At 50.0% G+C, this 14,300-nt stretch carries 15 protein-coding genes and 1 pseudogene; 5 read left to right on the top strand and 11 right to left on the bottom strand.

Going from position 1 to position 14,300, the window contains the following annotated elements:
• From LH51_RS06435 to LH51_RS18950, 3 genes are all read right to left on the bottom strand, one after another.
• A partial coding sequence (locus tag LH51_RS06435) for a hypothetical protein (protein WP_144244197.1) occupies positions 1-774 on the bottom strand: 774 nt, incomplete at its 3' end.
• Positions 775-1,030: 256 nt separating this feature from the next.
• Complete coding sequence (locus LH51_RS06430; protein ID WP_052063521.1) at positions 1,031-2,320, bottom strand: putative bifunctional diguanylate cyclase/phosphodiesterase; 1,290 nt, start codon at positions 2,318-2,320, stop codon at positions 1,031-1,033.
• The gene (locus LH51_RS18950) at positions 2,320-4,326 is read right to left on the bottom strand and encodes a bacteriohemerythrin (RefSeq protein ID WP_052063520.1); all 2,007 of its coding nucleotides are present in this window, start codon (positions 4,324-4,326) and stop codon (positions 2,320-2,322) included. Before LH51_RS18950 ends, LH51_RS06430 begins: the two co-directional genes overlap by 1 nt.
• A gap of 235 nt (positions 4,327-4,561) precedes the next feature.
• Here LH51_RS18950 and LH51_RS06425 point away from each other — a divergent pair, with 235 nt between their 5' ends.
• Together LH51_RS06425 and LH51_RS06420 are read left to right on the top strand one after the other, a co-directional pair.
• A complete protein-coding gene (locus tag LH51_RS06425) occupies positions 4,562-5,455 on the top strand; it encodes a ZIP family metal transporter (RefSeq protein WP_052063519.1) in 894 nt (297 codons plus the stop codon).
• A gap of 82 nt (positions 5,456-5,537) precedes the next feature.
• Positions 5,538-6,149, top strand: a complete 612-nt coding sequence (locus LH51_RS06420) for a DUF938 domain-containing protein (RefSeq protein ID WP_036520790.1) — start codon at positions 5,538-5,540, stop codon at positions 6,147-6,149.
• A 49-nt stretch (positions 6,150-6,198) separates the two neighbouring features.
• Here LH51_RS06420 and azu read toward each other — a convergent pair whose 3' ends face one another.
• The 4 genes from azu to LH51_RS06405 form a co-directional block, all read right to left on the bottom strand.
• Positions 6,199-6,627: an azurin gene (gene azu, locus LH51_RS06415; protein ID WP_036520788.1), complete on the bottom strand. Its 429-nt coding sequence runs from the start codon at positions 6,625-6,627 to the stop codon at positions 6,199-6,201.
• Positions 6,628-6,750: 123 nt separating this feature from the next.
• Positions 6,751-7,632 carry an efflux RND transporter permease subunit gene (locus LH51_RS22330; RefSeq protein WP_235263574.1) on the bottom strand — a complete coding sequence of 294 codons (882 nt, stop codon included), beginning with the start codon at positions 7,630-7,632 and terminating at the stop codon, positions 6,751-6,753.
• A 94-nt stretch (positions 7,633-7,726) separates the two neighbouring features.
• Entirely contained in the window at positions 7,727-9,790 is a 2,064-nt protein-coding gene (locus LH51_RS06410; RefSeq protein ID WP_235263570.1) for an efflux RND transporter permease subunit, read from the bottom strand.
• 31 nt (positions 9,791-9,821) lie between these two features.
• Entirely contained in the window at positions 9,822-10,832 is a 1,011-nt protein-coding gene (locus LH51_RS06405) for an efflux RND transporter periplasmic adaptor subunit (protein ID WP_144244196.1), read from the bottom strand.
• Between the two features lie 23 nt (positions 10,833-10,855).
• On the opposite strand from LH51_RS06405, the gene LH51_RS18945 reads away from it, so the two are divergent.
• Positions 10,856-11,530 (top strand): TetR/AcrR family transcriptional regulator, encoded by a 675-nt coding sequence (locus LH51_RS18945; RefSeq protein WP_052063518.1) that lies wholly within the window; start codon positions 10,856-10,858, stop codon positions 11,528-11,530.
• Entirely contained in the window at positions 11,527-11,940 is a 414-nt protein-coding gene (locus LH51_RS19935; protein WP_081960707.1) for an antitoxin Xre/MbcA/ParS toxin-binding domain-containing protein, read from the top strand. Before LH51_RS18945 ends, LH51_RS19935 begins: the two co-directional genes overlap by 4 nt.
• On the opposite strand, the gene LH51_RS06395 is transcribed toward LH51_RS19935, so the two are convergent.
• The 4 genes and pseudogenes from LH51_RS06395 to LH51_RS21240 all read right to left on the bottom strand — a co-directional run bounded on the left by LH51_RS06395 (position 11,897) and on the right by LH51_RS21240 (position 13,665).
• A complete protein-coding gene (locus LH51_RS06395; RefSeq protein ID WP_036520787.1) occupies positions 11,897-12,139 on the bottom strand; it encodes a hypothetical protein in 243 nt (80 codons plus the stop codon). The genes LH51_RS19935 and LH51_RS06395 overlap by 44 nt on opposite strands.
• A 30-nt stretch (positions 12,140-12,169) precedes the next feature.
• Positions 12,170-12,660 (bottom strand): annotated as a pseudogene (locus tag LH51_RS21255) (LysE family translocator).
• Between the two features lie 181 nt (positions 12,661-12,841).
• Positions 12,842-13,333, bottom strand: coding sequence for a hypothetical protein (locus tag LH51_RS21245; RefSeq protein WP_200881891.1), 492 nt, complete (start codon positions 13,331-13,333; stop codon positions 12,842-12,844).
• Positions 13,276-13,665, bottom strand: a complete 390-nt coding sequence (locus LH51_RS21240) for a hypothetical protein (protein WP_200881890.1) — start codon at positions 13,663-13,665, stop codon at positions 13,276-13,278. The genes LH51_RS21245 and LH51_RS21240 overlap by 58 nt, the downstream gene beginning before the upstream one ends.
• A 186-nt stretch (positions 13,666-13,851) precedes the next feature.
• Here LH51_RS21240 and umuD point away from each other — a divergent pair, with 186 nt between their 5' ends.
• Positions 13,852-14,298, top strand: coding sequence for a translesion error-prone DNA polymerase V autoproteolytic subunit (umuD, locus tag LH51_RS06380; RefSeq protein WP_052063517.1), 447 nt, complete (start codon positions 13,852-13,854; stop codon positions 14,296-14,298).
• Positions 14,299-14,300 lie beyond the last annotated feature (2 nt).

The raw sequence follows: 14,300 nt of genomic DNA, 5'->3' as shown, positions 1-14,300 counted from the left end.
TTGACTCTGACCAGACTTTAGAAACTCACTAACGGCTGGTAAATCCGAGGTTTCGGGCAACATTGAAACAATCCGGTCCCCATCAAAACTGAGTAAACTGACCGCCCGCTGTGTAGTTTGCGGCGGCCGATCATGCAAAAAGTACCCGGTCAGGTATTCCGGACTCAGCGCCACCAAAATCCAGTATGGCTCTCCTGTTAATGAATGAAACCCGGAGCGCAGTCCTGTTACTACTACCCTGTGCGTGGACTGGGTTTCTTGCTGGTCAATCAAAGGCAAAAATTGTTGATTCAGTCTGCTGATAATCCTCAATCCCGACTGCCCGGACATACTGGATGAATTGAAGTCCAGCCCGAGACGCTGTGCATCTATTTCCTGCCCTTCCCCTCTGGCCGCACTGTCTACCAGCACCCGAGTTCCTTCAGTTACAATCACCTGACGAATATGTGGCGCAAGATGAATCATCTCATCTACGCGCTGACGCAGCCTTTCAGCGGGCAAAGTGGACACAGCGACATCGGCTTGCTGAGCAAATAGCATATCCAGCGACACCATCGCCGACTCAACGGAATCCAGCGTCCGTGTCACGCTACGCTCCAATAGCTGACTCTCGAAAATGATACGCTGCTGTGTCTGCTCCATAGAGTGTTTGAAGCTACTCCATAGACTGAGAAAAACAGCGGAACAAAGCGCAAACAGGAGGGTTGAAAACAACAAAACCAAACGCCAATGCTTCACAATACGACCAGGAGGTTTAAAACGAGATAGGTTCAAATGCTAACTTCTCATGCTACTTCAGGAACCGTTAAATATAAATACACAGTTATTTTACGTGGCCGATGTCTAAATGAATAAGATTATTTTGAGCTTAACTGTGGGGCTGTTTATAATTTCCAGTTTTGGCCAACCCCACTTGTGCAGCAGCATGTATGCTTAGAGCACAATCAGACCGCCCTTCTAAGTAAACGCAACTGGTCAATAAATTGCTTATCAGCTGTTTTAAATCCGGTAAAACGGAACTGTAACTGGTCTATTTGTCCTTGACGATAAAGAGAGACCAGCGATTTCGCTTCTTCCAGTAACTGCTGGTAGTTCCCCTGCAAACGCTGCCATGCACCGCATCAACACTGGGTTGATTCAGGCACATCTGCGGCAAGATTCCCTCAACCTTTTCACTGCTATCGAGTAAAGGTGGGCAATCCACTTGGCCATCAAAATACTGCTGTAGCTCTTCCATACAACTACGCTGCTCCACTTCCGCCAAAAGTAACGGTATTTTATCCGCAGGCAAGGCTATACAACGTTGCCAGGCTGCAGGTAGTTGCCAGGCCGCCATCCACTCAAGTAATTCTGCTGCTGGCATGGGTCTGGCGATGGCAAAGCCCTGCGCTGCAGTAAAGCCTAACTCCAGCAACAGCTCACCGTGTAAAATGCTTTCAACCCCTTCAGCAATTACCTGCCGGTTCAGGCTCTTGGCGAGACCCAGGATGCTATTAATAATCATGAAGTGCTCGGGATCTTGCGGCAGCGTTCGAATAAAGCTTTGATCAATTTTTATCGTTCGTGCCGGAATATTTTTCAGGAAAGTCAGCGAAGAATACCCCGTACCGAAATCGTCCAGGGAGCAGGTAAAACCATAGCTTTGTAGTTTTAAAATCAAACCGGAGACATAAGACATATCTTCAATAGCACCGGTTTCAAGTATCTCCAGCTCCAGTTGATTTGCACTCACCCTGGGATAACGCTTGAGTAACTGAACCAGAAACTCACTGAATGAGGCATCATGTAACTGCACCACCCCGATATTGACGCTAACCACAAAGCTCTGGGGCAGCCCCATACCTATCCATTGATCCAGTTGCTGAAAAGCAGACTCAAGCACCCAGTTACCTATCTCTACTGATAAGAGATGCTGTTCGATAACAGGAATAAAGTAACTGGGAGGTAGCAAGCCCATTTGTGGATGTTGCCAGCGAATCAGCGCTTCAGCACCCGTCACTTCTCCACTGAGCATATTCACTTTGGGTTGATAGTAGAGCACAAACTGCTGCTGCAACAATCCCTGACGAATAGCTTCAATTTGCTCCAGCTTTCTGCGGGTCATTGAATCTGTATCCGGGTCAAACACCGCATAGCGATTTTTACCCGATTGTTTGGCCTGGTAAAGCGCTTGTGAGGCCTGTCGAATCAAGCCATCAGCATCAATTTTGTGTGTCTGCGGGTAAAAAGCGATACCAATGCTGGCAGAACACTCCAGCGAGTAGTTATTAATCAGCATAGGCTCAGCCAGGTGCATTAACAAACGTTTCACCGGTGACACTATATCGCCTTCCTGCTGAAGCCGGAAAGTATCAGCACAAACTCATCACCACCAATACGCGCAAGACTTTGATGCTCTCTGACAGAATCACGCACGCGCTGACTGATCGCTACAATCAGACGGTCACCCGTTTCCATCCCATACTGATCATTAATCTCCGCAAAATTATCGATATCCAGATAAATTACCGCCATCAGTCTTCTGGCATCTTCCGAAGTCTGCATGGTGGTTTTCAGCAACTGCAAGAACAGGTTGCGATTGGGCAATCCAGTCAGCACATCGTGCAGCTCAACATATTCAAGCTGCTGCTGATGGTTTCTTTGCTGGGTAATATCGATATTGATCCCCACGACCTGAGTGGCAATCCCAGCCTTATCACGCTGCATAACACGCCCTAAAGAACGAACCCAGATCCAGTCACCTGACTGGGTTTGCAAGCGATATTCAACTTCGCACAGCTCATCACTGTTAAGGATATGCTCATCAATGAGTGTCAACACACGGGATACATCGTCAGGATGCACAGTATCTTGCCAAAACTGAATCGTAGTCGAACTCGCATCATGCACACTTAAGCCGAGCATTTCCCACCAGCGCGTATCGCAAATGAGCACATTGGTCGTCAGATCCCAATCCCAGGTGCCTGCATGTACCGATTCCAACGCTGTCTGCAAACGCTTACGCTGATCCTGCAACTCCATTTCATAGTGTTTACGCTCAGTCACATCATAACCGGTAGCCACATAGTGACTGGGTGAGCCATCCGTTCCATTGTGACGCTGAATAAACAGATGCAAGGCGTAGCGTTCCCCGTCAGGACGCTGATTCCAGATATCACCTTCCCAAATCCCATCCCTTTGCAGTACTTGCCACATACGGCTAAAGAACGCCTGTGTATGCAGACCGGATGCGAGCATGCTGGGAGGCTGTCCGAGCACAGCCTCTTCTGTATAGCCGGTCAGTGCAATGAACGCATGGTTAACCGCCGTTATCCGGTTTTTTGTATCAGTGATGAACAGGGCTTCATGTCCCAGGCTGATGACATGGCTAATCAGCTCGCGCTCGGTAATATCTTCCCGGGTACCTATCAGTCTTTGCGGCTTTGCCTCACTGTCCCGCTGAATCACCTTGCCACGTAACTCCATCCAGCGCAGCGCGCCAGTGGGAAGTACTATGCGGTAAGTGACCTTTAACTCGCCATGGTTTGGCTGCCACAAATCGGCTAATGCCGAACGGAGTTGCGGCAAGTCATCCTCATGTATTTCACCTTGGTCAGCTTCTGCCTGGTGTAATAACGACTGCGCTATCTGATCCGGTAATAAGGGAGTTGCATCCTGTTCAGCCCATTCCCAAAAACCTTCATGAGCACCCTGCAGCAGAAACTGCCAACGTTGCTCACTTAAATCCAATGCGGCTTCAGCCCGCTGACGTGCATGTTTTTCCTGCATTAACTGCATGGCCTGAGAAGACAGCTTCTCATACATGGACAGCACAGTTTTGATCAGTACAGCCGTGGCACCTCTCATCTCGTCATCAGCACGATCACGCGCATCAACGACACTCAAGCCTTCATTTATGGCATGCACAGCCTTAGCCATACGCTTGTCACTATCCAGAATATGATAAGCCAGCCATTGCGTAAGAAAAGAAAACAGCTCTTCGAGCAGCAAATGAAAGGGTAAATCGCTGTTGCGTAATAACTGAATTTCGTCAAAAAAATGCTGATGGCTATTAACATGACCCGAGAACCATTCATCGCCCCCTAACGAAGCCTCCCAGATAGCTTCCTCAGTTTGGAAATGGTAGTCAGCATAATCGGACAACTCTTTCAGGATCTGCTCAATAGCCTGTTCGGAAACACCCTGTACATACTGCTGACCCAGCTTGTTAAGTAAGACCACCAATTTACGATGCTGATCATCAATAATCGCAATGCCCGTCTCAAGTTGCGGGCTCCAGGGAAAGATTTCAAACGCTGTATTTGCATCATCTGGAGTAGGGGTCATAGCCAAAGCAGCCTTATAGCCGATGTTATACTTCTTTAACGATCATTATAGTCCAGCGGACTATAACCTTATATTTATAAAGGTGTAAATGCAGTCAATATCAATATTGTTTATAGAGGATTTTTTCCCTCGCAGATCATAGCCAAAATTTAATCAGGCTATTAAGCAATTCTACTGGAGACTTGCACTCTATTAGATGATAATGATTATTATTAAATAAACATAAGGAGCACCCATGAATACCCGAATTCTGACATCCACCCGCTCCGCTGGTTCTAGACTCCCATTAAAAAAGCTACTGGGAGCTTTGATTCTAATTGCGGGTCTGGCTTTGTTGATCTACCAACTGGTCGTACTGCTGCAGACTCGGGACTTGGTTCGCTATGCATTTTATGCCGGTATGGTAGCGGCGGCTTCTACCGCCGCAGGTGCCTGCCTGGCCGTATTCACCAACCGCATCTCTGAGCGTTTTATCGATAGTTTGATGGGTTTTGGTGCCGGTGTAATGCTCGCTGCCAGCATTTTTTCACTGATTTTGCCTTCAATGGAAATGATGGAAGGCCAAAGCAGCGGTAGTTTTATGGCCTCCGGTCAGGTTGCCCTGGCCGTGCTGCTCGGTGCCGCCATGATGCTGGTAATTGAAAAATTAGTCCCTCATGAGCACTTTATCAAGGGTTCTGACGGCATTTCCAGCACGCGTTTGCGCCAGAGTTGGTTGTTTGTACTGGCTATTGCTTTGCACAACTTTCCGGAAGGGCTGGCAATTGGTGCCGCCTATGCAGCCAATAACGGCCATGGATTAGCAGCCGGCATTGCGATTCAAGATATGCCGGAAGGTTTTGTGGTTGCCATGGCACTGATAGCCGTGGGTTACACTCGCCTGTTCTCAATCACTATCGGTGTATTAACAGGCCTTGCAGAACCAGCCATGGCGGTCATGGGTGCCACTCTGCTAGAGTTCAGCACTCACCTCCTGCCTTGGGGACTGGCAGGTGCGGCGGGAGCCATGCTGTTTGTCATCAGCCATGAGATCATTCCCGAATCACACCGTAAAGGCCACGAATTTTTTGCCACCAACGGACTCGTTCTGGGGTTTGTGCTGATGATGCTACTCGACACGTCACTCTGAGCAGACGTGACCCCTGCGCTTGTTTGCAGTAAATTAAGGCCCTGATACAGGGCCTTTTGTTTTATAGGGAGTCGTACACACCGTGAAGCCAACCAAGCTTTTTCATCATGCACCTGCCACACAACGCAACAGAGAACCCATCCTCAAGGTCTTACAAACCTGTTTACCCAACCCGGCCAGAGTGCTTGAAGTGGCCTCAGGTACAGGGGAACACGCCGTATACCTGTCCTCTAATCTGCCGCAGGTAATTCACTGGCAGCCCACCGATATTGATCCAACTGCGATTAGCAGCATTGAAGCCTGGCGCCAAAGTGAGCAACATCCCAAACTGCTTCCAGCACAACACCTTGACGTAACAGCACCTGTCGATATTGCACTGGATTATTACAACGCTCTGTTGGCAATCAACATGATCCATATATCCCTTGGACCGCTACCGAAGCTGATGCAACTGGCAAAAAAACTGCTCGATGATAAAGGCATACTCTACCTGTACGGCCCCTTCTGGCAAGCCGATGTGACGCCCGCCGAAAGTAACCTGGCATTTGATATGTCACTGCGTCAGCGCAACGCACTCTGGGGGATCCGGGATCTGGAAGAAGTCACGCAACTGGCAAAAACACATGGACTGATTCAACAGGCCATCATTACCATGCCAGCCAACAATTTATCGGTGGTGTATCGGAAGGAATAAGTGAGTACAGCGATACCACTCTACTCACTAAGCTAGCGCAGGGCTGTGTTTACTCGATGATAAACTTGCCTTTCATCAACGCAAAATGACCCGGGAAGGAACAGAAAAAGCTCAGGTCCTTACCTTGCAGTTCAGCAACAGAAAACTCAACCGAAGTACTCTCTCCGCCACCAACCAACTCAGTCGCCGCCAGAACACGGTCATCACCCACTGGCACGTAGTTATTAGCAGGTCCCGCTGCCATGGCGTCTTTAGCAAGATCATTCAACTGATCTGTTTCAACTAACACCCAGTTATGCCCCATTGAGGTTTTCGGTAAACTGCCACTGTGGGTCAGTGTCAAGGTAACGGTTTCACAGCCCGACGGAACCGTCAGTTCAGCGGCGGAATAACGCATCTGATCTGTGCTATCAATACTCAATTCACAACTGGATGCCTGAGCCAGCACAGGCAAGAACAGCAGTACAAACGCTAACATCAAGACTCTCATTGTATCGTCTCCCAGATATAGAACATCATTAAAAGTTAATCTTAATGACAATAGTTTTTATTTAATACAAAGTCAAATATCATTGAGAAACATCTGCAGATAGTTAGAAGCTCAATAGTCGCTGGCTTTCACTTTGAACAACAGCGCATAGAGTGCCGGAACAAACAGCAAGGTGATTAGTGTACCCGCCGCTACACCACCAATCAGCACATAGGCCAGCGGCCCCCAAAACAGGTCCATGGCCAACGGAATAAAAGCCAGCATCGCCGCCAGAGCAGTAAGCACCACCGGTCGGGAACGCTGTACAGCCGCCTCAACTACAGCGGCGCCCGCCTGCATACCGGAATCGAAGTTATCTTGCACCTGTTGTGCCAGTATCATGGTGTTGCGCATTAAAATACCGCTTAAACCAATCAATCCCAGCAGAGCGGTAAAACCAAACGGCTGATTGAACAGCAGCAGCGCTGCCACCGCTCCTACCAACCCTAGCGGGGCCGTCGCAACCACTACAAATGTGCCGGTAAATGAGCGCATCTGCAGCATGATGAATATCAGCATAAGCGCCAGCATCAGCGGCTGAAGCTTCTGGATGGAGCTATCCGCTTTACCTGACTGTTCGACTGATCCACCTATATCAATACGGTAACCCGGTGGTAATTCAGCAAGCAGTGGCTGCATGTCCGCCCAGATCGCTGCAGTCACATCAGGCGGCTGAGCACCCTGCACATCCGCATGCACCGCCAGGAAGGGTTCGCGGTTATAGCGTTTAATCACCGGATCTTCATAGCGAATACTCAACTCGCCCAACTGACTGAGCAACACCTTACGTCCATCTGCTGTTTTAAGCTCCAGATCTTCAGGTAACAGTACACCCTCGCGCGCACTGCGTGCGATCACCTGCACACTGCGAACATCCTGGCGCACATCCGTGACGTTAAAACCATTGAGTTGAAACGCCAGCTGCTGTGCGACATCCGTCGGTGTCAGTCCCATTAGCCGCAAACGATCAGGTCCATGTCCAGATAATAGCTGGGCGTACGCTCATCCCATTCCAGATGCGGCATCACAATATTGGCATGCTCCGCCATCAGGCCACGCACCTCATGCGCGATAGAGCGCAGCACTTCGGTATCGGGGCCCAATACACGGAAGCTGACAGGCAGATAACCGGTGGGCCAAATAACAGACGGGTGACACGCACCCGTGCTTCGGGAAACTCTCCAGCGTCCAGGTGACGATTCATCTCCGCCATAATACGATCACGTGCATCAGCATCATGGCCTATGGCAATGATCTTGGCAAAGGCCGGATCCGGCTGCTCCGGATTGGATGAAATAAAGAAGCGCGGTGCGCCAGCACCGATATAGGATGACAGACTTTTCACTTCGGGCAGAGTTTCCAGTATCGTTTCCAATCGCCTTACCGTAGCCTCTGTGGTAGCGATGGCACTCCCCTGAGGCAAGTAAATATCGATCAATACCTCTGGACGGTCTGAACCTGGAAAAAACTGCTTTTGCACCTGCGTTGCCATACCCACCCCACTGAGTATCAACAACACCAGCGTCGACAGCACCACCGTTTTACGATAACGCACACAGGCCTTTACTACTCCTCGCAGGTACTGGTAAAAACGTGTCTGATAGATATCTCCAGTCTGGTGCTTAGTATAGACAGGCAGCAGTTTTACGCCCAGATAAGGGGTAAAGGTGACAGCCACGAGCCAGGAAACCAGCAGTGAAAAGGCCAGCACCCAAAAGATATTTCCGGCATATTCACCCACACCTGACTGGGCAAAACCGATCGGAACAAAACCGGCTACCGTAACCAATGTACCAAACAGCATAGGGGCGGCTGTCACACTCCAGGCATGACTGGCGGCACGGACGCGTTCCCAGCCCTCTTCCATTTTAACGATCATCATTTCAATGGCGATAATGGCATCATCCACCAACAACCCCAGGGCGATTATCAGTGCGCCCAGCGTGATGCGATCTAAATTGATCCCGGCTATCTTCATCAACAGAAATGTCAGACCGATGGTAACAGGGATGGCAATGCCCACGACCAAACCCGCACGAAAGCCAATCGCCAGTACACTGACCGCCATAACGACCAGCACCGCCACCAGGAACTTAATCTGAAACAGATCAACCGCCTGACTGATCGCTTCCGTCTGATTGGTCAGCATATGCATAGACATACCCAAGGGTAACTTAGCCTGTTCGGCATCAATAAAGGCTGTCAGACGCTCACCAAATGCCAGACCATTTTGACCGGCCTGCATCACCACACCCAGCAATATAGCCTCTTCACCATCAGCCCTGACCATGTACGAGGGCGGATCTTCATAACCTCGCCGAATATCCGCCAGATCCGACAGCTTTAACAGATGGTCGCCCACGCGTATCGGCAAAGCGGCCAATTGATCAAGATCCGCCAAATCAGCATCCACGCGCAGGTAGGCTCGTGGTCCGTCCAGATCAACAAAGCCAGCTGGCATCATACGATTACTGTTTTCAATCGCGGCAAAAATCTGCTCCGCTGACAACCCCAGATTATTCAGGCGGTTCATGTCGAAGTCGATATACACCCGTTCACTACGCTCGCCCAGTATCAGCGCCTTTTGCAGACCCGGCACACGCTGCAAACGATCACGGATAGATTCCGCCTCACGCGTGAGACTGTGCATCGGCATACCCGGTGCCGTCAGTGAAATCAGCGAGAAATACACATCTGAAAAATCGTCATTGACGATCGGACCTATCACCCCGGCAGGTAGACTTCCTGCTTCATCCAGCATGCGCTTACGCACCTGATAAAACAGATCAGGTACCTTTTCGCTGGGTGAAAAATCCTCGAACTCTATCTGTAAATCAGCCCGACCCGGACGTATCGTGGTTTCAATTTTATACAGGTATTCCACTTCCTGAATGCGTTTTTCCAAACGGTCAACAACCTGATCCTGTAACTCGGTCGGTGTAGCGCCTGGCCAGATAGCCGATACCACCATCACCCGCACAGTAAAGGATGGATCTTCGGCACGCCCTAAAGACGAAAAAGCATACACCCCGGCAAACACCGACAAGAGGATAAAAAACAGCGTCACCGAGCGCTCACGCACCGCCAGGGCTGACAAATTGGGGAAATTCATCGCGCCTGCTCCCTGACCTGCATACCCGGTGTTAATAAATGTGTGCCCAGAGCAACAATACGGCCACCGTCTGCCAGAGGCGCACGAATCCGGCATATTCACGGTTCAGCTCCAGCACTTCAACAGGAACAGGCTGCACCTGTTCGTCAATCACCTGCCAAACCTGAGGGCCTTGATTACGCTCATCCAGTGCGCCCAAGGGCACACTGAAGGTGGTATCCTGAAGCGGTTGATCAAGCATCACCTGCACTACTGTGCCCAGGCTTAAGTCACCCGAAGCTGACTCAATACGATAACGTGCTCGCCAACTGCGACTGTCAGGATCAGCCGAGGCTGCCACCTCCCGTAACACAATTACCAGTGGCTCTCCTTCAATTAATACGCTACCTGAAGCAGGGGCATCCACACCCTCAGCCAGGTACACCTCGACCTCCAGTGAGCTGTCATCAATCAGGGTAGCCAGGGGCTGTCCCATAGTGACCACCTGTCCGGGTTCAGCGGTTACCGCATTCAGTATGCCCGCTTTTTCAGCACGTAATTCAGCATAGTCCAACGCATTGCGTGTCTGCTCCAATACCGCGTTGGCAGCCTGATGTTGGCTGATGGCTTCACGCAGCGTCAGCTCATAACGCTCCAGAGTTTGACGGCTAACAAACTGGCCCTCCACCAACTTCTGCTGACGCTGCAATTCACTACGTGCGATAGCCAATGCGGCCTCAGTCGTTCTCATCTCGGCTTCAGCTACACGTACCGAGGCTAACAGGTCACGCGGATCCAGTTGGAACAGCAATTGCCCGGCTTCGACACGCTGACCTGCGTCAACATGACGTTCCAGAATACGACCGGATACCTGAAAGGCAACAGGGGTTTCATAACGCCCTTTTACCGTTCCTGATAGCTTTATAAAAGCAGAGGATGCATCGGTCACAACCAATGTCCGGACCCAGGGGGCAGCAGACTGCGGTGCATTTGATGTGCCATTATCTGGACTACAGCCCAGTATTAACAACACAATAGCCATAAAGAATAAAGGTCTATGCATGGTAATCGACTCAAGAATACACTATGATTAATGAACGCAATCGTACACTAATTAAAATGGATAAAAAAGTGCCTTGTAATACACGATCGGGACGACCTGTCGATCCCAGCAAAGAAGTCGCTATTCTGGATGCCGCCACTGAACTTCTGTTCGCCCAGGGCCCAGCTAAATTCTCGATAGAAGCGGTTGCGCGCAAAGCCGGCGTTTCAAAAGTAACGGTTTACAACCGCTTTAGCGAAAAAAATGCTCTCATAGAGGCCTGCATTCACCGTCAATGCGACAGCTTACTTCAGCACCTGGTTATCGACCCTGAGCAGATCCAAACACCCCAGCAAGCTCTGTATGACTTTGCAGTAAACCTGACACATTTCATACTCAGCCATGAACATCTCAATTTTCTGCGTTTGCTGGGCAGCCTGCACGAAGTGGATCGGGACCTACTGCATAGCATGTACAACAACAGCGTACAAAACGGCTTAAACACTTTGAGTGGTTGGTTAAAAACCCAACATGAGGCCGGGTTTATAGATTGTGCTGATACTGAGCGTGCCGCCGAGTTGTTTTTGAGCATGCTTGCAGGGCTGGATATAGTGCGCGCCTTGCATCAACTCCCCCCCAGACAACCCGGCGAAGAAATTAACAGACATGTGGAATCTGTCGTGAAGCAGTGTTGGAAGCTGTGGGAGAGAAATAAATGACAGCGCAACTAAAACAACGACCAGATCCAGCTGTTGTCCTGTCAAAAGCACTGCTTAATGCATCCAAACAGCTGACACTCAAGCAAGATGAGCTGGGCAATGTAATTGGTGTGCATAAAACGGCGATAATCCGCTTGAAGCAAAATCTGGACCTTCGCCCCGAAAGTAAACAAGGCGAGCTGGCCCTGCTACTGATTAGAGTCGCCCGTGCACTCTTTGCACTCACTGGGGGTGATCAAGTCTGGATCAAACATTTCATGCGATCACAGAACAAGCTTACTGGCGGTGTTCCTGCTATACAGGTACAAACCGTTCAGGGGCTTATGCGAATAGTGACCTGTCTGGATGCAATTAATTCGCCGCCATTTACAAGTCCATACCAATTAACGAATCAATACCCTCGTCTCTAATGGTCGCCTTAACTTCATCCAGAGCGGCCTCCTCTGTATCGAATTCATCTTCCCAGACTGTCGAAACACCCGATTCATCAACTACTTCAAGAATCCAGCCTCCCGTGTCGCCACGGTAGATATCGACCTGGACAGTTTTACCCTCTGCCGTCAGTTCCTGGCTTAAAGCACTCATTTCAACTTCAAAATCATCTTCCATTTACAACCTCCAAAGTGGGTTTTTAACTGATTACGCTTTTACCATGAGATACGCGCCGGCACCAAGCATAAATCCGCCTGCGGTCTTTTTAACAGCGCTTTGCGCTCTGATCCCCTTGGCTAATGACAGGACTCTAATAGCAGAATAAGCATAACCCAGTTTAACACCGCCAACGGCAACAACCGTCAAAACAATAATTGCTGCAATGTCTGACGTATCCAGGGTCGTCAGATCAACAAACGCAGGAAACAAGCTTGCATAGAAAAAAATGGCTTTCACATCACCGAGGGTAATAATCAGACCAGAGAGAAGGCTTGCTGATACTGTTGATGCTGAGCGATCCGTCGGAACTTGTATTCTGGTTTTGGACCTCAACAAGCTGATACCCAACCAGATCAAATAGCACCCGCCACATACCTCAAGATCAGGAAAAAACTGCCCATCGTTTCAGCTAATGCAGTCATACCAAAAATGGCCAGAAATACAAAAACCAGGTCACCAACCAGGATACCGAATGCCACGGCGGCACCGTTCAAAAACCCGGCGGTTGAGGATCGGGCAACCACCAGGCGACGCTACTGCTGGGCACAAGTGCCAACACCGCCATCACAACAAACAGCATAAGCATATCAAAATAGTTCATGCCAGTTACTCCTGATATCCCCATACCCTTTGGCCAAGGGGCATGGATTTTAGCATAGCTTACGCCTTAGTGTTTGGCACGCAGGGAGCTTCGGCAACCAGCGTATAGCACAGAGGCATCTGGGCTGTCTGGTTTTCATAGATGGCGTATTCCACCTCACGATTCAGGTGAGGATGTTCCTGAAGACACTGCAGCCGCAGCCCACTTTGCACACAGGCAGTAACTATTTCCCCCAGAGTATGTACAAACCAGTAGCCAGTTTCCCCAGCGCCTCCATCGCTGCCATCATAGGTAATGGCTTCTTCAATACGCACCGGCGTTTTATCAAAGTAGCTGTTCTCAGGTACAAAGGGGTTAGCGCTGCCAGGGTTGAACACCTCTAACATTGGATGAGTTTCGTAGATAACCAAAAATGCACCTGGACTCATCAACCCGCGCACGATCTGAAAGAAACGCGGAAGGTCGGGCATCCAGTTGAGTACACCAATGGTGATCAGCACCAGATCGTAGCGGCCCAGATCGTCAGGCAGAGCATAAATATCCGCTTCCACCAGACGGGGGCTAAGCCAGAGGCCTTAGCAATCTGGACGCCCTGAGCCAGAAACGCAGCCGACTGGTCAAGGCCCAGCAAGGGACGCGCACCAAACGAGGCCAAAGATAGCAACTCACGCGCATTATTGCAGCCTACCTGAACCGCGCTGCGACCCGCTATGCCCAGCTCGGTTAAAGTAGCGGACAGGCAAGCATCCAGCACGTTGAAATCAGGCTGACTCGCAGCAAGCAGCAATTCGTCCCACTCCTTACCTTGACCATGCAGATGGGCAGACGCCTCCCAAGCGGCCTTATTCGCTTGTGTGAAGGTGCGGATGTGATCTGTTTTCATATAAGTTGTACCGCTATACAGGCATCTTAAAATTTTGCTCACTTGCACACCCCTTTCAGATTAACGTTCTCTGGGCGGGAGCAGAAAAACGAATAGACTACCTCCACGGAATCATATTTACCACTTGCCTGTTTCACATCCACTAAGCGATACTGTATATATAAACAGTATTTGATTGAGGTGTACATGAGCGCTGTGGTACTGATCGGCTGTTTTGCAGACACAGATCTGCTTAAAGCATCAGAGTTACGTATTCCGCTGTATCTGGAACGTGTGTCGGCTGGATTTCCGTCTCCGGCGCAGGATTATATTGAACAAACCCTGGATCTGAATCAGCTGTGTATCAGTCATCCAGCGGCGACCTTCTTTGTGCGGGTCCAGGGGGATTCGATGCGGGATGCCGGGATAGCTGCCAATGATGTGCTGGTGGTGGATCGGTCCCTGGAGGCCAGGCATGGCGACATCATCATCGCCAGTATCAACGGTGAAATGACAGTTAAGGAGTTGAACATTACTCCTCATCCCTGTCTGGTACCGCGCAATCCAGCCTATCCGGTAATGTTGATCACGGAGGCGTCTGATTTTGAGATCTTTGGTGTGGTCACCAATATCGTCCGACAGATGCGGCGTTGAAC

The sequence above is a fragment of the Nitrincola sp. A-D6 genome, from assembly GCF_000764495.1.
GTDB lineage: Bacteria > Pseudomonadota > Gammaproteobacteria > Pseudomonadales > Balneatricaceae > Nitrincola.
The sequence above is the reverse complement of the archived record's forward strand: the minus strand, read 5'-3'. Positions and strand labels throughout refer to the sequence as shown.